The organism is Actinokineospora iranica, from assembly GCF_900101685.1.
Lineage (GTDB): Bacteria > Actinomycetota > Actinomycetes > Mycobacteriales > Pseudonocardiaceae > Actinokineospora > Actinokineospora iranica.
The window spans coordinates 90391-112271 of sequence record NZ_FMZZ01000012.1; the positions used below are offsets into that span (position 1 = coordinate 90391).

The 21881-nt window shown below is 69.4% G+C and carries 12 protein-coding genes, 1 tRNA gene and 1 pseudogene; 8 read left to right on the forward strand and 6 right to left on the reverse strand.

What is annotated here, in order from left to right:
- Positions 1 to 46: 46 nt before the first annotated feature.
- On the reverse strand, positions 47 to 3121 hold the full coding sequence (locus tag BLS56_RS22660; protein ID WP_091454522.1) for a helicase HerA domain-containing protein: 3075 nt from the start codon (positions 3119 to 3121) through the stop codon (positions 47 to 49).
- Positions 3118 to 3801: a hypothetical protein gene (locus BLS56_RS22665; RefSeq protein ID WP_228771844.1), complete on the reverse strand. Its 684-nt coding sequence runs from the start codon at positions 3799 to 3801 to the stop codon at positions 3118 to 3120. The genes BLS56_RS22660 and BLS56_RS22665 overlap by 4 nt, the downstream gene beginning before the upstream one ends.
- A 142-nt stretch (positions 3802 to 3943) precedes the next feature.
- Here BLS56_RS22665 and BLS56_RS22670 point away from each other — a divergent pair, with 142 nt between their 5' ends.
- Positions 3944 to 4966, forward strand: coding sequence for an SEFIR domain-containing protein (locus tag BLS56_RS22670; protein WP_175482983.1), 1023 nt, complete (start codon positions 3944 to 3946; stop codon positions 4964 to 4966).
- 17 nt (positions 4967 to 4983) lie between these two features.
- On the opposite strand, the gene BLS56_RS22675 is transcribed toward BLS56_RS22670, so the two are convergent.
- Positions 4984 to 5898 (reverse strand): hypothetical protein, encoded by a 915-nt coding sequence (locus tag BLS56_RS22675; protein WP_175482984.1) that lies wholly within the window; start codon positions 5896 to 5898, stop codon positions 4984 to 4986.
- Positions 5899 to 6359: 461 nt separating this feature from the next.
- Between BLS56_RS22675 and BLS56_RS22680 the strand changes: the two genes are divergently transcribed.
- Together BLS56_RS22680 and BLS56_RS22685 are read left to right on the forward strand one after the other, a co-directional pair.
- Positions 6360 to 8537, forward strand: coding sequence for an XRE family transcriptional regulator (locus tag BLS56_RS22680; RefSeq protein ID WP_091454532.1), 2178 nt, complete (start codon positions 6360 to 6362; stop codon positions 8535 to 8537).
- Between the two features lie 5 nt (positions 8538 to 8542).
- Complete coding sequence (locus tag BLS56_RS22685) at positions 8543 to 10195, forward strand: DUF6119 family protein (RefSeq protein WP_175482985.1); 1653 nt, start codon at positions 8543 to 8545, stop codon at positions 10193 to 10195.
- Between the two features lie 520 nt (positions 10196 to 10715).
- Here BLS56_RS22685 and BLS56_RS22690 read toward each other — a convergent pair.
- Together BLS56_RS22690 and BLS56_RS22695 are read right to left on the reverse strand one after the other, a co-directional pair.
- Positions 10716 to 10791 (reverse strand) — tRNA-Arg (locus tag BLS56_RS22690).
- A 134-nt stretch (positions 10792 to 10925) separates the two neighbouring features.
- Positions 10926 to 11480, reverse strand: a complete 555-nt coding sequence (locus BLS56_RS22695) for a DUF3558 family protein (RefSeq protein WP_091454537.1) — start codon at positions 11478 to 11480, stop codon at positions 10926 to 10928.
- Between the two features lie 100 nt (positions 11481 to 11580).
- Here BLS56_RS22695 and BLS56_RS22700 point away from each other — a divergent pair, with 100 nt between their 5' ends.
- The 4 genes from BLS56_RS22700 (at position 11581) to ettA (ending at position 16232) form a co-directional block, all read left to right on the forward strand.
- Positions 11581 to 13587 (forward strand): cytochrome c oxidase assembly protein, encoded by a 2007-nt coding sequence (locus BLS56_RS22700; RefSeq protein ID WP_091454540.1) that lies wholly within the window; start codon positions 11581 to 11583, stop codon positions 13585 to 13587.
- A 157-nt stretch (positions 13588 to 13744) separates the two neighbouring features.
- Entirely contained in the window at positions 13745 to 14131 is a 387-nt protein-coding gene (locus tag BLS56_RS22705; RefSeq protein ID WP_091454542.1) for a single-stranded DNA-binding protein, read from the forward strand.
- Positions 14132 to 14191: 60 nt separating this feature from the next.
- Complete coding sequence (locus BLS56_RS22710) at positions 14192 to 14449, forward strand: DUF7218 family protein (protein WP_091454544.1); 258 nt, start codon at positions 14192 to 14194, stop codon at positions 14447 to 14449.
- A 106-nt stretch (positions 14450 to 14555) separates the two neighbouring features.
- Positions 14556 to 16232, forward strand: coding sequence for an energy-dependent translational throttle protein EttA (gene ettA / locus BLS56_RS22715; protein ID WP_091454546.1), 1677 nt, complete (start codon positions 14556 to 14558; stop codon positions 16230 to 16232).
- A gap of 33 nt (positions 16233 to 16265) precedes the next feature.
- Here the strand turns inward: ettA and BLS56_RS32415 are convergent, their stop codons facing one another.
- Positions 16266 to 16847 carry a hypothetical protein gene (locus BLS56_RS32415; protein WP_228771845.1) on the reverse strand — a complete coding sequence of 194 codons (582 nt, stop codon included), beginning with the start codon at positions 16845 to 16847 and terminating at the stop codon, positions 16266 to 16268.
- 681 nt (positions 16848 to 17528) lie between these two features.
- On the opposite strand from BLS56_RS32415, the pseudogene BLS56_RS33095 reads away from it, so the two are divergent.
- Positions 17529 to 17786: pseudogene (locus tag BLS56_RS33095) on the forward strand (diguanylate cyclase domain-containing protein); the annotation flags it as partial.
- Between the last annotated feature and the right edge of the window lie 4095 nt (positions 17787 to 21881).

Here is a 21881-nt window from a genome sequence, read left to right on the forward strand (position 1 = left end):
AGGACGAGTGCAGAAGCTCAGTTCGAGGGCCTAGGGACCACGCTCGTCATAGGTTCTTTCTGGCGGCACGGGCGCGTTTGATCACCTCCTCCGGGCTGAGCGGCGCGGCGGGGTGGTGCGTCAGGCACAGCGGTGTGGTGATCTTGTGGAAGCCGGATGCCTCACCCGAGATGTAGAATTGCGCGCGTGCCAGGCGGGAGATGTCCTTGACCGGCGTCCCCTTCGCTCGGGCGAGGTCGTTCACGGCCTCGATCTGGACGTTGCTGTTCAGGCGGCCGTAGAACTGGGTCATCGCGTTCCCCACCACCTGGTTGTGCAACCCCTTCGGTGCCTGGGTGGCGAAAAGCAGGCCGAGGCCGTACTTGCGGGCCTGGGAGGCCAGCACGATCGTGCTATGGGTGCTGGCGGTCATCGATCCCGACCCGGCGAGGGACTGGGCTTCGTCCATCACGTACAGGGCACCGAGGGGGCGGTCGCCCGCCGGATTGCGTTTGATCCAGGCGAACAGTTCCATCTGCAACTGGTTTACGAAGTTGCGCCGCTGCTCCTCCGCGCGCAGGCCGACGAAACTGATCACTGACACCCTCGCGCGCTTGCCCTGGGGCGGAGTGATGAGAACCCCGGGGTCGACCGGTTCGCCGCCGCCCGCCAGCAGCGGGTCGTTCACCATCGCTGCCTTGAGGGCCTCGGCTAGATCGGCGCCGATGCGGCGACTATCGTTGAGGGTGCTGGCGTCGTCCGGTAGATCGGACAGAAGCGCGATCAAGCCGGGCAAACCACTCGCACCGCTCGTCGCGTAGTAGGTGATCGCCTCCCGCAGCACGGCTCGGCGGATGTTCGCGCGCCCCGTGGTGCCCGCGATTCGCAGTTGCGCCGCCAGGGTTCCCGCCGCCATCTCGACGGCGACCTCGAACTCGTCAGGGTCGCCGAGGACCTCGGTGAAGTCCGGCAGCGGCCGCAGCGTGAGCTGCCTCCCGGCACTCCAGCCGGGTGTCCAGATCACGACGTCGGTCTCGTCCAGATAGCGTCGCGCCAGGTCGGCGTCGCAGGCGGCCCACGCCGAGGGAGGATCCGGCCAGGCATCGCCGAGCCGCGCGAGGTCGTTGTTCGGGTCCAGCACGATCGCCGACACCCCGCGCAGGGCGCACTCCTCTACGAGGCGGCGCAGCAGCACGGTCTTGCCGGAGCCCGAACCGGCGAACACCGCGGCGTGCTGGCGCAACTCGGCCAGCTCAACGGTCACCGCCCGGCCGCCTGCCGCGGTCCCGAGCGGCACCGTGTTTGACAGCGGTGCGGTTCGGGCACCGCCACCACTCTCGACGACGGTGGGCAACACGCTCGACAGCAGCTTGGAGCTACTCGCGGGCTTGCGATCGACCAGCCACGCGAGGAACTCCGCGCTCTCCGTCCAGATCCGCGACAGCGCCCAGAACGTTCGCAGATCGTCGTCCGAAATCATGCACCGCGTGCCACCGGCCGCCTCGAACGCCTTGACCTCCGCGGACGTGGTCGGCCCCGGGGACCAGTCGCCGTTGCGGATGATGACCAGGTGGTTGCTGCCGCCCACCTCGAGCCCTGCTGCGGACTTGGCCTTGCGCAGGCGGCTGAGCACGGCGTTGTGATGCGGCGCCGAGATCATCCGGAACGCCCACTGCTCGGTCAGGTCGGACGCCTCGTCCACCGTGTGGATCAGCAGGACGTGCAGGTCACTCCCGTCGGGACCGCGTTCCCATTCCATGCGGTGCCCGCCCAGCTCGGTGACCCACGAGCGCAGAGCGGCGGACAGGGCCGCGCGGACCTCCTGGTCCTCGGCGGCCGGGGCGAGCAGCGACTCGACGTCCGCGGCCGACCGCAGCGTCTCGAACTTCTCGTTCAGCTCATCGAACCGGCCCGGCTCGACCGCCAGGTCCACCGCCGCGTGGTCCCGGCCCGCAGCGCGCGCGTCATCGTCGGTGAAGGTCGTCAGTTCGCTGATCTCGCCTGCTCGCAGGCTCGCGTCAATGTGAGTGCTGAGCCGTTTCCACAGCTCGCGCGGTGTCTGCCGTTCCCAGCCCGCCTCGAAGGCCTCGGGCGCGACCGGCCAGGTCGGGTGCGGCGGGTCGAAGCCTATCGCCTGGTAGGCGACGGACAGGCGCCGTTCAACCAGAGCGCGCCCGACATCGCCGTCGGCGACGCGGTTGAGGATGAGCGACTCGCGGAACCGGTCGCCCACCGTGTCGGATGCCGCGGCGCCGATGCTCGACCAGGTGCTGGGCAGGCACATGAGCACGGTCACCGTGCGCCGGGTGATCTCGCGCAACCGCATCAGCCCGTCGGCGATCCTCGCGACCAGGAGGTCCTCGGCCGGACCGGAGTCGTTGCCGCGCCGTTGGGACTGGGCGATCAGGCCGTCGAGTTGGTCCACGCCGATCACCACCGGCCCGGTCAGCGCCAGCAGTCGGGTGATGTCCTGGACCCGGGTTATGGCGGGTTTGGGAGTGACCCGGATGCCCCAAGGGGCCCGCTCATCGTGCTTGACCTCGTCGACCCCGGTCAGGTGGCATTCGCCGACGTAGCTCGTCTCGGGGTCGTGCCGCGCGTACAGCACCATCGCCCGCGCGGTGTCGGAACACTCGATCGCGACCTGCCGGTCGAGCGTGCGCAGGCCCGCGAGGAACGTGTCGAGATCCTCCCGCGTCACCGGCCACCCGTCGGTTATGCGGGTGGCCACATCCGGGTCGACGCGACCGCGTTCACAGGCACGCCTGAGGAACCGGCTCAACTGGGTGGTGCCGTCGTCGGAGTCGCGGGAGAGCCCGCGCCGCAGCGACTCGGCGGTGTTCTCCCAGAACGCGTCGCCCGCGGTGAGGTCGTCGAGGAAGAAATAGCCGCCCCGCTCGTGCGCCCGCCGCCGAACCAGACCCAGCAGGTGCGTCTTTCCCACCCCTTTCTGCCCCTGCAGGACCAGGCCGATCGGGCTGGGACCGATGCTGCCGCACGCGTCGGCGACGGCGTTGTCGATGGCCGCCACCGCCTCGGCGTGCAGGGCGTCGACGTGCCACGCGGAGTCCTGCCAGACGTCGTCGGGGGTGTTGGCCCAGTTGATCCGCAGCGAGGCCAGAGCCGCACGCCGGTCGGTCATGACGCCTCGATGGAGATCAGGTGGTTGTCCTCACCACCGACTCGGATCGCGGCGGCGTGGTCAGCCTCGGTGAGCAGTTTGCGGTCGGATTCCGGAACCAGATGCGCTTTGCCGGACCGGTCGAGTTCCTCCAGCACCGCGTCGACGTCCTCCCGGCGCGCTTGAACGAGCATCGCCCGCAGGGCGGTCAGCGACACCCAGGCGCGCGGTGCCCTGGCGAGCTTGTGGTAGGCGCTGTGGACCCGCTCGACGATCTCAGCCTCGGTCAGCTCGACCTCCGGGGTGAAGATTTCCTCAAGCCGCAGCCCCTCACGCTGCCGGTACTGCTCGAACGCGCCGAGCAGCGTGTACAGGGCGATCGCCAGGCTGCTGCGCGGGCGTGGCGGGGTGGGTTCGCTGTGCTTCATCTCCGATTGACACCAGATCAAACCTTTGTTTGTCAGCCGGTGCACGAAGTAATTCGTAGGCTTCTGCTTGGCGCTGTCCACCAGGTGTCTTTCGTTGAGGCCGCGCCGGTCCGCGCCGTCGAGGGTAAACCCGACGGTGTCGCGCAATTCGATGTTCGAGACCTCCCTCGACAGCGCCATAAGGATGAACATGACCGCAGTTTGCTTGTGCCCCAGCCGGTCTGTCACTCCAACTCCTCCCGCGTCCGCGAGATCGAGCTCATGGACACGCATCGGTGACGGTGGTTTGGTCGCAATCGTAAGCGACGGCGCTGAGCGCGGCCCAGAGGAAAAACACGACACTTTTACGACAGTTTCTGGACAACTATGTGTCCGGTCGCTGCGCCGCAGCTCCGGAGGAGGCACGATCGGCGACGTGACCAACGGGAACCTCTCCGCTCGGGAACCCGTGGGCGGCACCGACGATGCGGCCCCGCGCGTGTTCATCAGCTATTCCCATGACACGCCCGAGCACCAGCAGCAAGTACACCGACTAGCGACTTTTCTCCGTATGCGCATGGGCCTCGACGTGCATGTGGACCTCTGGTACGACAACGTCCGCCGGGACTGGTCCTTATGGGCGATCGAACAGCTCTCCGAGGCGGACTTCATCCTGGTGATCGCATCACCGAAGTTCAAACAGAGAGCGGACGGGCTGGCGCCGTCACACGAGGGCCGGGGCGCTCAATTTGAGGCCGCGATTCTGCGCGACAACCTCACAAGGAACCTCAAGGAACAGACCGAGCGGATCCTCCCGGTGGTACTCCCCGGGCGCTCGATCGAAGAAATCCCCGTCTTTCTCAACGCCTATTCCACTACGAGGTTCGAGATCTCGGAGTTTACCGAGCATGGCGTGGCCGACCTCATCGTCGCGATCACCGGAGATGGCCGCCACCAGATGCCCGAGCGCGGTGTGTGGCGCGGGGGAGCGCGCACGACACCGGCGGCTGAACCGCTGACGGTGGCGCGGATGCCTTGGGTGCTCAGCACGCCGGACCTCCGGCCGGGCGACGCGGTCCTCAAAGGGGTGCGGTACATCGACAGCATCGTGATGCGACCGAGTTCGATATCCACCGAAGCCACGGGGTTCCTCGACGTGGACCTTGGCGGCCGGTTCCAGACGATGTGCTCGGCGATCGGGGTGGTCGGTGACGACACCGAGCGGTCTCAGGTCGGACTCTTCAAGGTCCACGTCGACGGGGTCGCGCAGTTCGAGCGCCAGGTGCTGCCCGGGACGCCGGAGATGATCAGGGTCGACGTCGCGGGCGCGCTGCGATTGCGGCTGGAGATGTCGAGGTCATGGCGAACAGTCGCCAACGACCTGATGCACGGGGCGGATGTGGGCTGGCGGCCATCGCGGCTGCCGGAGTTGGCGTGGGGCAACCCGATCCTGCGCTAGGTCCGGCTTTGGCGCCACTAGGCCCAGAGCAGGCCGTAGGACCGGTACGGCGCGAGATCGCGGAACACGTGCCGCACCTCGCCGACCGGGTCCAGAACGACGGTGGCCCGGTGCACCGTGGGGTCGGCCGCCTCGTGGGCGAAGGCGCCGTCGACCACCTGGACCCGGCTCGGCCCGCGCGAGCGGCCGAACCGGACCCGCAGGTCGAACAGTTCGCAGGGGTAGGCCGGTGTGCAGACGTAGTACGGCGACATGACCGGCACCCCGACCATGAACTCGATGTCGTGCTCCTCGTCGGCATCGAGGACGCGGCTGAGCCGCAGGTCGAACTCGACGCGAGTGGCGGCGACGCGCCGGGTGGCGGTCACTTCGCCGCCGGAGAGCACGCGCAGCCGCAGCCCACCCACGAAGCCGCGGTCGCCCGTTCCGGGCGGCGCGACCGTGAGGGAGTGCCGGATCACGTCCAGGCCGCTCACATGGCTGGTGATCCTGCGTGTCTCGATCGCCTCGACCTCCGGTTGGTCCAGCAGCACCCTCGTCCGCAGAACAGTGGTGTGCCAGGGTGCCTGGTTTCGGGCGGCCACCTCGGCGCGCTGCTCGGCCAGCGCGCGTTCGGCGAGCAGTCGCAGCGCTTCATCGCTGCGGCGTTGCAGCGACCGCTGGCTCAGGTTGAGCGCGGGCACCCGGGGTGCCAGGGCCACCAGACGCTCGGTGTAGCGGGCCGAGGGTGGTGCGTCGAAGCCGAGCGCCGCGCGGGCGACGGCCCGGTACGGCTCCGTCAAACCGTCGGACAGACGGTCGAACGTGGCGCGGATCTTCTGCCGGGTCTGCCACTCGGTGTCGCTCTCGATCGCGCCGCTGACCAGGCGAACCCCCGGTCCGAACTCGTCGATCGGTTGAGAACCGTTGACTCCGAACCCTTTGCGCAGCAACTTCAATTCATTGAACAGGGCCTCGGCATTGCCACCTCGTCTGTCGCCAACCGTGTCCATCCGTCCACCCCCGGTGCGATGCCGCTGGTCGCGCAGTGTACCGGCGGGCGACGTGGTCGCCGCTGCGCCGAATGGCTGCCGCACCGTTTCGGAAACCCCTGAAACGCCGCAGGTAGAGGTCCTGTTGTGTAGCGAAACCGTTTCCCCGCTGGAAACCCCTTCACCGCGTTCGCCTGGCCCGCCCAAGATTGGGTCGACCGATCGGCCGACTCAATCACCAGCGAATCGCCTGTCGTACGACGGCGTGCGCGAACGCTCCGCCGAAGGGAAGACCCATGCACACGCACCTGCTCCTCACCGCGCTCGACGACCTGCTGTTCCTGCTCGGCTAGTCACCCGTCCGGTGCACGGCCGCGGGTCGTGGACCGGGCTACCACCCCTCACCACAGGAGATTCCACTGATGCGTCACATCGGCTCGGACCTGCGCCGCTGGCGAGACCGGCGCGGCTACTCGCTGGCTGAGCTCGCCAGGATGATCGACTACAGCAAGGGGCATCTGAGCAAGATCGAGAACAACAAGGAGGCCCCCTCGCCCGAGCTGGTCAACGCCTACGATCGCGCACTCCGAGCAAACGGGCAGTTGTTGGCGCTGTTCACCACTTACCGGGCCAAGTCCGTGCACCGTTCGGCTCTGCCTACCGCCACCCGTCACTTCGTCGGTCACGGGCCGAAGCTGGACCTGCTGACCAGCGTCATCGCCGCGCCGCAGGACAACCGCATCATCGTCGTCACCGGCCTCGGGGGCGCGGGCAAGACCACGCTCGCCGTCATGGCCGCGCAGTCGGTGGGGACGAGCTTCCTCGACGGCACCCTGTTCGTGGACCTGCGGGGCTACTCGGCCGAGCCTGCGCTAAGCGCCGCGGACACGGCGTACCGGTTACTGCGCCAGCTCGGAACCGACGTCCAGCTGATCCCGGCCGACCCGGACGACAGGATCACAATGGCGCGCGAGATCCTCTCCACGCGCAACGTCCTGGTCGTGCTGGACAACGCGAGGTCCACCGACCAGATTGTCCCGCTGCTCCCCGCGGGCTCGTCAAGCAGGCTGATCGTGACCAGCCGCCACCACCTCGCCGCGATGGACGAAGCGATTCGTGTGCCGCTCAGGATGCTCGACGACTCCGACGGGGTCGCCCTGTTCCGCGCGATCTGCGGTGAGCGTCCCTCGGTCGACGACGCAGCCGTGGTGCGACTGGTGCGGCAGTGCGGCGGGCTCCCGCTGGCGATCCGGATCGCGGCGTCCAGGTTCGCCACCGGATCGTGGACCGCGACCCGGTTCGCCGCGCTCGTCGACCGCCGCACCAGTCTCCTGACCGCGCTGGACGATGGCGAACGCAGCGTCACGGGCGTGCTCGACCTGTCCTACAGCACTCTCCCGCCCGCCGAGCGCAAGCTCTTGTGCCTGCTCACCATCCACCCCTACGGAACTATCGCGGAATGGTCCATCGAGGCTTGGCTCGACTTGGGCGGTGAACCCGTGGACGAGGTCCTCGACCGGCTGCACGACGCCAATCTGATCACCCGCGACGAGCACGGTGACATCGGGCTGCACGACCTGGTTCGAGCGTTCGCCGTGCGCCGCGCGGTATCCGAGGTGTGCGACCAGGACCGCCAGGCCGCGACGTCGCGGCTGATCGACCTCGCGTTGGGTGCTGCGGCGGCAGCCGATCGCCTGATCGAACCACACCGCCATCTCCCGCGCACACCGCCTCCTCCCGCGCGGCTCCCGTTCCAGGACGCGGACACGGCGCGAACATGGTTGCGTGCATGGTGGCCCATGCTGACCGGCGTGGTCGAGCTGGCGGCCGGTGACGCACGGTCCTGGCAGCTCGCGCTCGTCCTGCGGGGGTTCTTCTTCGCCGACCGCCTCTTCGAGCCATGGGTGACCACCCACCGCACCGCCCTCGCCACCGCGGATGCCTTGGGCGATCAGGTCGCCCAGGCGATGCTGCTGAACAGCCTCGGCATGGCCCACGTCGAAACGGGTGATCTGGCTGAGGCCGCCGAGGCGCACCAGCGTGCCCAGATTGTCCACGCGGAGACCGGAGACCGGCGCGGGCAGATCGACGCGCGATCCAGCCTCGCCTGGGTGCGGCTGTACGAGGGTCGCGCTGAGGAGGCGATCACCGACCTCGACGCCGCGCTGGACTACTACCGGTCTACCGGCCTGACCCGCAACACCTTGATCGCCCTGCGCGGACTGGCGTTCGCCTCCACGGCGGTGGGCAAGCACGACGTTGCCGCCGAGTATGCCCGCGAGGCGGTAGCCCGGGCGCGGCAACCGCTGGAGGCCGCCATGGGGACCAACTGCCTGGCCTGGGTCGACTTCCGCGCAGACCGTCTCGGCGACGCCTGCCGCCATTACAGCGAAGCCGTCGAACTCGCCGCGCAGGCGGACAGCCGCTACGAGATGACCCGCGCCTTCCTCGGTCTGGGCAACGTCGAGTCCCGCCAGGGCCGCTCGTCCCGTGCCGCGGACCTGTGGCGGCACGCGGACGCCCAGTCGGTCTGGGTCAACCCCGCCACCGTCGTCGAGGCCACCGCCTGCCACGACCTCGACCGCGGAAGGCGGAGGTGACCGCGGTGGAGACCTACGCGCCAACCCCGGAGTCGACTCGGACGGCGAACCTCTACCGCCTGCGTCCGGGTGTCGCGTTCGCGGACTGCTGGGCTCGTCCGAAGAACAGCGCCGACGACACCTTCGCCGCGGCACGTGTCGCCGAGCTCGGCGACGAGGCCCTGCTCGTGACGGGCAGCCCGGAGCCCACCAGGGTCGCATGGGTGGCACTGATCGAGGGGCTGACCGGCACATCGCTCAACTTCTGGGGCGGCCAGTCCTCGGCGATCCTGTTCGTCCGCGTCGGTCAGGAGGCCTTTGCCCTCACGTTCGGCGGCGGCTGGCGTATGCTGCGCTCCGGTGCCATCGACCACGACTTCGGGCTGAACCTGGCCCTGCGGGTGCTCGACTCGGCTGCTGTCCGGACCATCAGCCGGACCCACTTCAGCAGCAAAGCGCGCGTCGACCGGAACACCGTTCCCGGCGGCACTTCGCTCTGGTCGTTCGGCATCCGCGAGCACACCGAACTGGTGGGTCAGATCGCGGGCAGGATCAGGTCGACGGAGTCCCTGCGGATCAGCCAGGTCCGCAAGTCGGAACGTCGCATCACGATCGACTGCACCAAACGCGTTCGGCTGCCCATACCGTCGGACCGGGTGAACCTCATCGACGACCTCCGTGAGATCAGCCGGGTCTTGGGCGAGCCGCCGTCGCCGGAACTGGAGCTGCTCACCTGGATCAGCCGAGTCCCGTCCGACGCCGACTTTCTCCCCGAGGCTTGGGCACGCCTGGGGCACGACCTGCGAGACCGCGCCGACTCGGTGAGCGTCGCCTACCCGGCGGCCTACCACGCAGGCCCGGACGTCGTCACCTACCGAGGGAAGGTAGGCCAGAGCACGATCGATACTAGCGAGCTGACACTCGCCGACATCCGCGACGGGTTGGTGGAGGCGGAGATCGACTCCTACGCCCATGTCCTCAAGTCCGGTCACATCACCGGCTACTCCGAGGACGACGACCGCCTCGGCGACGACGTCACCGCACTGCACTGGCTCACCGCCCAGGTCGATCTGGCAGGCGGAAAACGCCTCGTCCTGCTTGACGGCCACTGGTACGACCTCACCGACCAGTACCGCGGCCACGTCGACCGCGTCATCGAGACCGCCTTCCGGCCCGACCCACCATGGCAGCTACCCGCCTGGCGGGAAGCACTTCCGGACGCCGCGGGCCAACGCGACGAGCAGGCGTACAACCTGCACGCCGGAACACTGCAGGGTTTCCTGTGCCTGGACCGAAAGCTCCTGCGTCCCACGGGGAGGCAGGGCTTCGAGGCCTGCGACCTGCTCGGGCCGAACCAGGAATTGATCCACGTGAAGCGGGTGAGCTCACGAACCGGCTCGGGTCCGCTGAGCCACCTGTTCGCCCAGGGCATCGTTGCCGTGGAGAACCTGGTGGAGAAGTCCACATGGGACATGTTCGTCGACAGAGTGAACGAGCTCGATCCCGGTCGTGCCGAGGTCCTCGGTAACCGCCCGAGCGCCGTCGTCTACGCCATACACCGCAGCGATCGGCCGCTGAACATGGATTCGTTGTTCTCCTTCGCCAAGTCCGAGCTCGCCTCGGCGACGATGATCTTCCAGCGCCTCGGCATCCCGATGTGGATCTCGGTGATCCCGTAGCCGAGAGCGGGACAGCCTCGCGCGAGCTGAACCATCCCCGAAGTCGCTGCGAGCATCGCCCTGCAGTCGTGGCGCACGGACTGCCACCTCGACCACCCTGCGTCTTCGTCCCGAGTGCCACTTGCCGGAGAAAAGTCATCGCCTTCCGTCCGATCACGCCTTGGCGACGACCTTTGCCGACCGCTCGACGCCACCCGACGCAGGAGTGCGATCAGTCTGGCCGTATCCGGTCTCGGTCGGTTTCATTCACTCCCCGTGATGGAGATCGAAGTCGACCAACAAATTTCACCGCCACCAGCCACACGGCCAGGACGCGATGGTTACCTCAAAGGGACAGAGTCACCCGCAGCGGGTGACTCTGTCCCCATCCTTGTGGTGCCCCCACCGTCAACGGCCGACGCGGCCCCATACCCCGTAAGAGACCAACGAGAACAGGCGTGACCTGGGGGTTCACGTTTCCGAGTCTGCGCTGACCGCGCAGGAGGAACAGGGCTGACCTGCGGATACCACTTGATCATGCTGGTGCCCCCGGCAGGACTCGAACCTGCGGCCAAGAGCTTAGAAGGCTCCTGCTCTATCCGCTGAGCTACGGGGGCGGGGCGTGCGACCGAGGCTGCACAGTAGTCCGTTCCATGTGACTGATCGTCGCAGGCGGCCAGACCGTTTCTGCCTCGAACTGATCGGGTGACGCAGGACGCGTTGATACGTCCGTTTGGGTCAATCTGGGGTGCTAAGCGTGTGGCAGGCGGCTCAGCACGGTCTCGGTGATCGGTTGCAGCTGGCGCAACAGTTTGTGTTCCGAGATGTCCCGTTTGTCCATTGCGACTACCAGGGATCTGTCCGGGGCGACGGCCACCGCGGCGACGCAGGTGCGGTGGCTCTTCGACACGATGCAGTGGAGCCAGGTCGAGTGGCCGAGGGTGGTCTCCTCGTGCCCGTCGGGCTGGTCTCTTCGCACCTGGTCCAGAGGTTTGTGGAAGGCGACCAAGGCCAGGTCGCCGGGTGCGCCGTTGCCGAGGGGGAAGGCGCACGACTCGGGAAAAGCGCTGGTCCGGCGCTCGGGCGGGGCCGCGAGGCCGCCTGCCTCGACGAGGTCGTCCTGGTCGAGGAGGCCGCAGAGGTCCACGCCGTCGAGGGCGCGGGGCGCGTCGATTCGCACGTCCGGGGTGGCGGCCGTCACCGGCACCGGGGCGAACCCGGCCGCGGGCACGGGGGCACCCGGCAGCGGTGTGCCGCAGGCGGCCAGCGTCAACGCTGAAGCGGCCAGTGCGACGACTCTGCGCATCACGGGACCACGGTAGTCGGTGACGTGGCGACACCGCTGGGTGTGAATAACCGGTTGGTGGACGTCACGGTCAGCCGGGGCGGCCGATTACCCTCGTCTTGTGCCCTCGGACAGCGACACCCCCAGCAAGCCCCGCCCGGGTCTGGCCCCGTTCCTGGTCGTCGGCGGCGTCTTGGCCGCCGTGGTGGGGGCGGTCCTGGTGGCGCTCGCGGGCGGCGACCGGTACGCGATCCTCGGCCTGCCTACCCCGGACGCGTTCACCGAGAACGCCCTTACCGTCGTCCGGGTAGTCACCGAAGTGGGCTCCGTGGTGACTGTCGGTTCCCTCTTGTTCGCCGCTTTCCTGGTGCCCCCTCAACGCTCTGGAGTGCTGGACGTCGGCGGCTACGCGGCGCTGCGCACGGCTGGTTGGGCCGCCGGAGTGTGGTTTGCCGGGGCGCTGCTATCGGCGCCGTTCACCGCCGCCGACGCGGTCGGCAGGCCGATCTCGGCGGTGCTGCGAACCGACGTCCTGCTTGAACTGGTCGGCACGCTGACGCAGGCCAAGGCGTGGCTGTTCACCGCGGCGTTCGCGCTGGTCGTCCTGGTCGGCACCCGGATCGTGCTCACCTGGGGCTGGACCACGGTGCTGTTCGCGGTAGCGCTGGCGGGCATCGTGCCGGTCGCGGTCACCGGGCACTCGTCCAGCGGCGGCCAGCACGACGTGGCGACCAACAGCCTCCTGTTCCACCTGGTCGCCGCCGCCCTCTGGGTGGGCGGCCTGGTGGCGCTGCTCGCCCACGGACGCAGGCGGGCCGAACACCTGGGCGTCGCGGCGACCAGGTTCTCCAAGGTGGCGCTGGTCTGCTGGATCGTCATGGCCGCCTCCGGCGTGATCAACGCCTGGGTAAGGCTGCCGTTGAGCGATTTGCTGGACACCTCTTATGGCCTCTTGGTGCTGGTCAAGACGACGGCCCTGCTGACCTTGGGGGTCTTCGGCTACCTCCAGCGCGAGCGCGGCGTGAAGGCCGTGGTCGAGCAGGGCTCCCGGGCGGCGCTGGTCCGGCTCGCGGGCGTCGAGATCCTGATCATGCTGCTCACCATCGGCGTCGCCGCCGCGCTGGCCCGCACGCCACCGCCGCAGTCCGCCTACGTCGAGCCGGGCCGCGTCGAGTTGGCGCTCGGCTACCCGCTGGACGTCCCGCCCACCTTCGGCCGACTGCTGTTCGACTGGCGGTTCGACCTGGTCTTCGGCACCGCGGCGATCGTGCTGGCGGCGCTGTACGCGCGCGGCGTGCTCCGCCTGCGCGCCCGCGGGGTCGCCTGGCCGGTCGGCCGGACCGCGGCCTGGCTGGCGGGCTGCTTCGTGATCCTGTTCGCCACCTCGTCCGGCTTCGGCCGCTACGCGCCCGCGATGTTCAGCGCGCACATGGAGACGCACATGATGCTGTCCATGCTCGCGCCGGTCCTGCTTGTGCTCGGCGCACCGGTAACGCTGGCCATGCGCGCTATCCCGCCTGCCGGTAAGGACGCCCCACCTGGTCCCCGTGAGTGGCTGTTGGCTTTCGTGCACTCACCGGTGTCGCGGGCGCTGACCAATCCCGTGGTCGCGCTGGTGCTGTTCGTCGGCTCGTTCTACGGCCTGTACTTGTCCGGCCTATTCGACTCCGCGCTGGAGCAGCACTGGGCCCACCTGCTCATGAACGCCCACTTCCTGCTGGTCGGCTACGTCTTCTACTGGCCGGTGATCGGCGTCGACCCGGCCCCCCGCAAGCTGCCGCACCTGGGCCGCCTTGGCCTGGTCTTCGCGTCCATGCCCTTCCACGCCTTCTTCGGTGTGATCCTCATGAGCACCCAGACCGTCATCGGCGAACGCTTCTACCAGGGCCTCGGTCTGCCGTGGAACACCGATCTCCTCGCCGACCAGCGCTTGGGCGGCGGCATCGCCTGGGCCTCCGGCGAGATCCCCCTCCTGGTCGTCCTGGTCGCCCTGCTGGTCCAGTGGTCCAGGGCCGACGACCGCGAGGCCCGCCGCAAGGACCGCCGGGTGGACCAGGGCGAAGCCGACGACCTGGACGCCTACAACGCCATGCTCAAGCAGCTCGCCAACGGCAAACCGCCAAGCTGACGCCCACTACCACAACCCACAGACGTTCCGGCCGCGCGAAGGCCGAGTTATCCACAATCGCGCGAGCTGTCCACAGCTCGCGCAGGCCCCTCGCCCACCGCCCCGAACCCCGCCACGCTTGTCGTATGAGCACGCCCCGACGACGAGAGGTGCAGCGATGTACGAGACCACGGTGACGCTGGTCGGCAAGGTGGTCGGCGAGATCGCCAAACGCCGCTATGAGAACGACACCCGGCTGACCCGTTTCCGCCTGATGAGCAAGGAGCGCCGATACGATCCGGAGGCGGACAAGTGGGTCGACGGCCACACCATGTTCGTCTCGGTCAACTGCTGGCGCAGACTCGGTGAGAACGTCGCGGTGTCCCTGTCCCGCGGCGACTACGTCGTGGTCACCGGCAGGCTGTACCACCGCGAGTACGAGAGCGAGAACCAGCAGCGCCTCAGCGTCGAGCTGGACGCCGTCTCCGTCGGGCCCGACCTGTCCCGGTGCGCCACCACGATCACCAGCCGCCTCTTCGACGACCAGCCGCTCGCGGCCGCGTGAGGTGTTTGCCATGCGCGCGCCAAGGGCAGTCCCACCGGAGACGACGAAGGGAGACCGAGTATGCCCAACTCGAGCGTCAAGGACGAGAAGATGTACCAGGAGTTGCGCAAGCAGGGTGACTCCAAGGAGAAGGCCGCCCGCATCTCCAACGCCGCGGCGAGCCGGGGGCGCGGCAAGGTCGGCGCCAAGGGCGGCAAGTCCGGGTCGTACGACGACTGGAAGGTGGGCGACCTGCGCAAGCGCGCCGCCGAACTCGACATCGGCGGCCGCTCCAAGATGTCCAAGGACGAACTGGTCAAGGCCCTGCGCGACCACTGACGGGATTACCCGATCGGCGGTGTCGGGGCCGCCGATCGGCCGGACGGCCCGCCGGTGCCCCCGGTCGCGCTCAGGGTCGCCGACCGACCACTCTACGATCGCGAGCATGGCCGAGTTCATCTACACCATGAAGAAGGTGCGCAAGGCGCACGGGGACAAGGTCATCCTTGATGACGTCACCCTCCAGTTCCTGCCCGGGGCCAAGATCGGAGTGGTCGGCCCCAACGGCGCGGGCAAGTCGAGCGTGCTCAAGATCATGGCAGGGCTGGACCAGCCGAACAACGGCGAGGCGTTTCTCTCTCCCGGTTACTCGGTCGGCATCCTGCAGCAGGAGCCGCCGCTCAACGAGGAGAAGACGGTCCTGGGCAACGTCCAGGAAGCCGTCGGCGAGATCAAGCAGAAGCTCGACCGCTTCAACGAGATCGCCGAGCTGATGGCCACCGACTACTCCGACGAGCTGATGGAGGAGATGGGCAAGCTCCAGGAGGAGCTTGACCACGCCGACGCGTGGGACCTCGACTCCCAGTTGGAGCAGGCGATGGACGCGCTGCGGTGCCCGCCGCCGGACGCGGACGTCACGGTGCTCTCCGGTGGCGAGCGCCGCCGGGTCGCGCTGTGCAAGCTGCTGCTGTCCAAGCCCGACCTCCTGCTGCTCGACGAGCCCACCAACCACCTCGACGCCGAGAGCGTGCTGTGGCTCGAACAGCACCTGTCGCAGTACCCCGGCGCCGTCCTGGCCGTGACCCACGACCGGTACTTCCTCGACAACCTGGCCGAGTGGATCCTCGAGATCGACCGCGGCCGCACTTACCCCTACGAGGGCAACTACTCCACCTACCTGGAGAAGAAGGCCGAGCGGCTGGCCGTCCAGGGCAAGAAGGACCAGAAGCTGCAGAAGCGGCTCAAGGAAGAGCTCGCCTGGGTCCGCTCCAACGCCAAGGCCCGCCAGACCAAGTCCCGCTCGCGCCTGGAGCGCTACGAGGAGATGGCGGCCGAGGCAGAGAAGACCCGCAAGCTCGACTTCGAGGAGATCCAGATCCCGCCGGGCCCGCGCCTGGGCAACGTGGTCGTGGAGGCCGACGGCCTGCGCAAGGGCTTCGACAACCGGGTCCTCATCGACAACCTGTCCTTCGACCTGCCGCGCAACGGCATCATCGGCGTGATCGGCCCCAACGGCGTCGGCAAGACCACCCTGTTCAAGACCATTGTCGGCCTTGAGCAGCCCGACTCCGGCCAGGTGAAGATCGGCGAGACAGTCCTGCTGTCCTATGTCGACCAGAACCGCGCCAACATCGACCCGAAGAAGACCGTGTTCGAGACCGTGTCCGGCGGCCTCGACTACATCCAGGTCGGCCAGGTCGAGATGCCCTCGCGCGCGTACGTCAGCGCGTTCGGCTTCAAGGGGCCCGACCAGCAGAAGCCCGCAGGCGTCCTCTCCGGCGGAGAGCGCAACCGGCTCAACCTGGCGCTGACCCTCAAGCAGGGCGGAAACCTGATCCTGCTCGACGAGCCGACCAACGACCTCGACGTCGAGACCCTGGGGTCGCTGGAGAACGCGTTGGAGCAGTTCCCGGGCTGCGCGGTGGTCATCTCCCACGACCGGTGGTTCCTCGACCGCACCTGCACGCACATCCTGGCCTGGGAGGGCACGCCGGAGAACCCGGCGAAGTGGTTCTGGTTCGAGGGCAACTTCGAGGGATACGAGAAGAACAAGGTCGAGCGGCTCGGCGCCGACGCCGCGCGTCCGCACCGGGTGACCTACCGCAAGCTCACCCGGGATTAGACGGGGAGCGGCGACGTGGCGGCCTGGAACGAGTTACCCGCGGCAGGCGACTCGTCCGAGTGCGAGGCACTCGTGGACGTGGCCGACCGGCTGCGGTGGAGCGCACCCGAACTGGCTGCCCAGTTCGCCGGGCGCTCCCTCTCGACCGCCGCCGCGGACGCCGCCACCGGCACCCGGGCCCGCGAGTTGCTGGCCACGTCGCTGGTCCGGCTCGGCAGGCACGCCGACGCTGTCGAGCCGGGCCTGGCGGCGTTGCACGCGGTCGCCGACGGCGGCTCGGCCGAGGCCGCTGCCCGGCTCAGGGTCGCGTTGGCCTCGTGCGCGCGGGTGCTGGGCGAGCCGCTGGCGGGCTGCGAGTTCCTGCGGCCGGTGCTGGAGCCCGCCACGGCGCCGCGGTCCCTGGCGGGGGCGCGGCCCGTGCGGCAGGCCACCCGGGCGCTCGCGCTCGGCCAGTTCGTCGCGTGCGCCGCCCATGTCGGCGTGCGCGACGACATGGAGGACGCTCTCGCCGAGGCCGACCGGCTCTTCGCCGCGGACGAGGAGCTGAGCCAGGACGCGCGCAAGGTCGAACGCGCGCTGCTGTGCGTCCGGGCCGCGTCCTACCACCGGCGGCACGGCGACACCGAGGCGGCGGCCGCGTCCGCCCGCGACGGCCTGACCCTGTTGAGCCGGCTCGGCGACAGCGCTCTCGAAGCCGGGTTGGTGCGCAGCAGGCTGGTTCTCGAGCTGGTGTGCGCGCTGTTAGACGACGGCGAGTTGGACGAGGCCGTCCGGGTCAGCGCGCCCGCGCTGGCGGAACCGGTGCGGGCGACGTCCGCGTCGGCGCTGGGCCGGTTGCGCCTCGCGCTCGCCACTCGGGTGCACCTGCCCGCGGGGCGGGCCGAGGTCGGCCGAGTCCTGCTCGTCGACGTGGTGCGCGCCGCCGAGCGGCACGGCCTCCACTCGCTGGTCGCCGACGGCTGGACGTTCCTCGCGCACGCGGAGGAGGAGGCGGCGCAACCGTCGATCGCGCTGCACGCCCTGCGGTCGGCGCGCGCGGCGGAGTACCGCCACCTGCGTTCCGCCGAGGTCGCCAGGGCGCGGCTGACCGCTGAGGTCGGCCTCGTCCGCGACGCCGACCGCGTCGTGTCGTTGCTGAGAGCCGCCGTGCGCCCGGCTTCGGTCGCCTTGCCCGAACAAGGCGTTCCGGCACGCCCCGGGGAGACGGCGGGGGATGAGAAGAACTCGTTCGCGCTGACCTTGGTCCGGGTCGCCCCGGTGGGCTCGGCCGAGCCGGTCGACCCCGGTGAGCCGCCGATGCCGGTCGGCGGTGACGTCTCGCTCAACGCCCTCGCCTCCCACGTTCGCGACCTCGCCCCGGAGGACGCCGAACTGGTGCGCTCCGACCGCGGTGAGTTCGCGGTCCTGCTGCCCAACACCACCCGCGCGGAAGCCGAACTCCTGGCCACCACCATCCGCGAGGTCGCGGCCGAAGCCAACTGGCTGATCGACGACCAGGGCGAAGAGGTCGGCATCAGCACCGGCGTCGCCGCCCTGCCAGGCACCCCCGACGGCCCGGAAGACGGTGTCGACGCGTTGCTCTTGGCCGCCCGCGACGCCCTGTCGGCCCTGGAGACCACAGGTCCGATCCCCGTCACTCCCCGCCGCGCCGACCATCTGCGCCGCCCACCGCCCGCGGCCTCCCGCGCTGCTGTGGGGCCCCGGGCCACCTCACCTCCCCCCGCCTCGCGACCCCCCACCCCACGCGACGACCGCCCCGCCATCCCCCGCCCCGCTTCCCACCCCACAGCCGAAACCCACCGCTCACCCGACTGGCCCGGTGCCGCTGAGGTGGTTGTCGAGCGTTCGGCTGATCATTCTTCGGTTCGTTCGGTTGGTGAGACGCCGCGTCACGATTCGGGTGTGACTCGCCGTGCGTCGGATTTGTCCGGTGCCGCTGAGGTGGTTGTCGAGCGTTCGGCTGATCATTCTTCGGTTCGTCCGGTTGGTGAGACGCCGCGTCATGACTCGGGTGCGACCCGGCGTCCCGCTGATTCGCCTGGTCTTTCACCGGATTCGCGGAGTGGGAAGGCTCGTCATGCTTCGGGTGTGACTCGTCGTTCGTCGGGTGAATCCGAGGTTTCTTCCCGGCAATCATCTGTTCCTCAAGTTTCGCCCGCACGGCACGATTCTGGGGTCAACCGCCGCTCATCGACTTTGGGCCGCGGCTCCGACGTTTCCGTTGAGCCGGTGTCGGGTCCTTCTGTCGATTCCCACGTATCGGATTCGGTGGGTGAGTCGGTATCCGAGGCCATTTCGGCTCGGCACGACTCCGGGGTCACGCGGCGCTCAGCGGCGGGGGTCGCGCATATCAGCCGTCGTGATTCCGGGGTCACTCGTCGGTCGAGGGCGGCCGATGAATCGGGTCGCGAGGTCGCTGGGGGCGGGCGGCATGATTCCGGGGTGACGCGCCGTGTCGGGGCCTCCGGAGTCGGACGCCACGATTCTGGGGTCACGCGGCGTTCGTCTGGGGTGCTGGGGCGTGTGGACACGGCAGGTGAGCAGCGGGCGGCTGACCGCGACAAGGGCGTGCGGTGGCCTGGTGATTCCGACGTCCAGCGCTCAGGGGAAATCGACCGTTCGCCGCAGGCGGAGGCGCCAAGGCCGGGGCGGCACGATTCCGGGGTCGCCCGACGGCAGTTGAGGCTGTCTTCGGCCGAGCAGGGGGAGGCGGCGTCGGCCGCGGAGGCCCGGCCGCGCTCCCACCGCTCCGACGCCATCGCCCGCGCCGAACAGGAGAAGGAGCGCGCTCGCCCCTCGGTCGCGCCCGCTGACCAGCAACCGCCCGCCGACCGACCTGCCCGCCACCTGTCCGCGGCCACGAGGCGGCGTGCTGAAACCGACCAAAACGATGACGAGCAGGCCACGTGGCCCACTGCGGACACGCGGGCCGAGCCCGCCACCGCGAATGCGCCGATCGAGCCCGCCACCGGAAAGCCGTCATTGGGGTCCCTTCACCCGCGTGCGTCATTCGGGTCCCCCACCATGAATGCGTCAATCGAGTCTGCCGCTGGGGAGGCGTCGTTGGAGTCTTTCCGGGCGGGTGGGTCGTTTGGGTCCCCCGTTGGGAGTGGGGCGATTGAGTCTGCCGCTGGGGACGCGTCGTCGGAGTCCTCCCACACGGCTGCGTCGTTCGGGTTCCGTGCCGGGAGTGCGGCGATCGAGTCTCACGCCGCGAAGACGTCGTCGTCTGGGCCCTTGCACACTGGTGCGTCCTTCGGTTCCCCTGCCGCGGAGGCGTCGTCGGAGTCCTTCCGCGCGGGTGCGTCGTTTGGGTCCCCCGCAGGCAGTGCGGCGACCGAGTCTCCCGTTGCGGACGCGTCGTTCGGGTTTCACGCAGGTGGGGCTTCCGATGCGGCGACCGGGTCTCCCAATGTGGAGGCGTCCGAGTCTTCTACCGCGAGGGCGTCGTTCGACTCTCCCGCCGCAGACGCGCCGGTTTCTCCGGTCGACGATGTGTCGACCGGAACGTTCGGTCGTCGTGCCGCTCGTCGTACGCGGGACGAGGGTGCGTCGGTTTCCCCAGGATCGGCCGCACCGTCCGAAAGCGACAGTGCTGACACTTCTGACTCCGCGCGGGCAAGCGGCGATTCCCGGTCATCTCGGCGGTCCCAGCCGTCAGCCGACGCGCGGTCAGTGCTGAGCCGTTTCGGTGTGACCGCGGCGGGTGGCGGCCGCCGCCGTGCCCCCGATGACGACGGCTACTACTTCGACCCCAACGCCCTGGTCGACTTCAGCCCACCGGCGCCGCCTATGCCACCGGAGCCGTCCCCCGATCCCCGGCCCGGCGCCGCCGCGACCTCCCATCGGGTCGAGCGGCACTCGACGTCCGGCAGGCTCAGCGGCAGCCACGCCCGTCCAGATCACACAGGACAGTCCACTAGGGACAGTAAGGCGACCCGTCGCAGTCGTTCCCTGGAACGCCGCCAGGAGACCGACCAAGCGACGATTCCGCCCGTCCCCGACCCGCCCGAGATCCCCGAACCTCCCGCGCGCCCCGACATCCCGACTCCGCCCGAGCCGGACGACATCCCACCCGCCGACCCGGAACCCACGGCCCCCGAGGTCGAGCCCCCGCCGCACATCGACGAGCCGACCACCAGTTCCCGTGTGACGCCCCTGCCCAGCGGGCCCCGGCACAGTCGAGCACTGTCCCGGCGCGACCTCGCCCGCCACTCGCCTCCCACCGACCCCCCGGCGCCGACCAAGCCGGACAGCCTCGCCGACCGTCGAGCCATCGACTTCGCCGCTCGCCTCCGCGGCCTCCCCCGGTCATCCGCGCTCGGCCTCGTCGGCCCCGAGTTCCGCGACCCCCCTTCCACGCACCAGCCCCCAGCCGAACAGCCCTCGGAGGACAGCGACGAACCTGGCTCCCCAGAACAGGAGGAGCGCGACCGCACCCCTTTTCCGGTAGCCGCCGAGCGCACACCGCTTGGCGGCTGGCCGTCGTGGCCCAGCACCCCGACACCCGCGAACGCGAGCGGTAGCGCGGGAGAGAGCGCCGCTGCCCCGTCCGGCGGCACCACGCAGGCAAGCGACAGCCCCACCGGTGGCTCTCGAACGGCTAGTGGGACCGCGGACACGACTGAGCTTTCGAGGGCGACGGGCGAGAGTTCGCCCGGTGCGGTCGAGCGCGGTGCAGCGCTGGGGACTGGGACTGCCGGACTTGGCAGGCTTTCGGGTGTGGACGGCGGTGGGGCGGGTGGCCGCTGGGGGAGTGGAGCGGCTGGCCTGGGTGGGCTTTCGGGTGTGGGTGGCGATAGCTCGGAGGGCGGGGCACTTGGCCTGGACGGGGTTTCGCAGACGGAGAGCGACAGTTCGACCGCGAGTGAGAGTGCCGGGGCGGGAGGTGTGGGCTCGCCGAGTTCGGGTGGTGCCGCAGGCCTCGGTGAAGGTGGGCCCGGGGGACCGGGTGGGCTTTCTGGGGCGGGTGGTGGCGCGGGGCAGGTGAGCGGCGGGTGGGGCAGTGCCGCGGAGCTGTTTCGATCCGGTGCGTTCAGGCGGGGCGCGGAGTCGGCAGAGGACGATTCTGTTGAGCCGAGTGGGATCTCGCGGACGCTCGCGGGCGCTGGGGCCGATGCGGCGAGCGTCGAGCGGGACTGGGCGGCTCCGGAGGCGTCCACGCGCTCGGGTGTGTTCTCGCGGGGAAATGACGGTGACGATTCGCCGGTGTCGGTGCCGCCGTTGGGCGGAGACGCGTTGACGGGAGACAGCCCGCTGTCGAACACCGACAGCGGGCGGGCCCGGGACGAGTGGCCCACGGAGGACGTTGCGGTGGCGAAGGACCGCGCCCACGCCGAGGACAATGCGGCGGGGTTGGGTGGTGCCGGTGGTAGCGCGTTGGTGGGTGTGGATGCGCGTGCTGTGGGCGGTGTGCCGGTGAAGGATCCCGCTGGTGCTGGGGACAGTGTGGGGTTGGGTGGTGGTGCCGGTGGTAGCGCGTTGGTGGGTGTGGACGCGCGTGCTGTCGGCGGTGTGTCGGGGGCTGGGGACAGTGTGGGGCTGGGCGGCGGCGTGGGTGACAGCGCTGCGGCCTGCGGGGATGCGAGTGGTGTCAGTGGTGTGCGCGCCGAGGACAGCGTGCCCGTGCAGGAAAGCGCTCCGGCTGCG

Excerpts from the sequence above, each read along its gene's own strand:
- BLS56_RS22660 (WP_091454522.1), bottom strand. The coding sequence starts at position 3,121 with ATGACCGACCGGCGTGCGGCTCTGGCCTCGCTGCGGATCAACTGGGCC.
- BLS56_RS22665 (WP_228771844.1), bottom strand. The coding sequence starts at position 3,801 with ATGCGTGTCCATGAGCTCGATCTCGCGGACGCGGGAGGAGTTGGAGTG.
- BLS56_RS22680 (WP_091454532.1), top strand. The coding sequence starts at position 6,360 with ATGCGTCACATCGGCTCGGACCTGCGCCGCTGGCGAGACCGGCGCGGC.
- BLS56_RS22695 (WP_091454537.1), bottom strand. The coding sequence starts at position 11,480 with ATGCGCAGAGTCGTCGCACTGGCCGCTTCAGCGTTGACGCTGGCCGCC.
- BLS56_RS22705 (WP_091454542.1), top strand. The coding sequence starts at position 13,745 with ATGTACGAGACCACGGTGACGCTGGTCGGCAAGGTGGTCGGCGAGATC.
- BLS56_RS22710 (WP_091454544.1), top strand. The coding sequence starts at position 14,192 with ATGCCCAACTCGAGCGTCAAGGACGAGAAGATGTACCAGGAGTTGCGC.
- ettA (WP_091454546.1), top strand. The coding sequence starts at position 14,556 with ATGGCCGAGTTCATCTACACCATGAAGAAGGTGCGCAAGGCGCACGGG.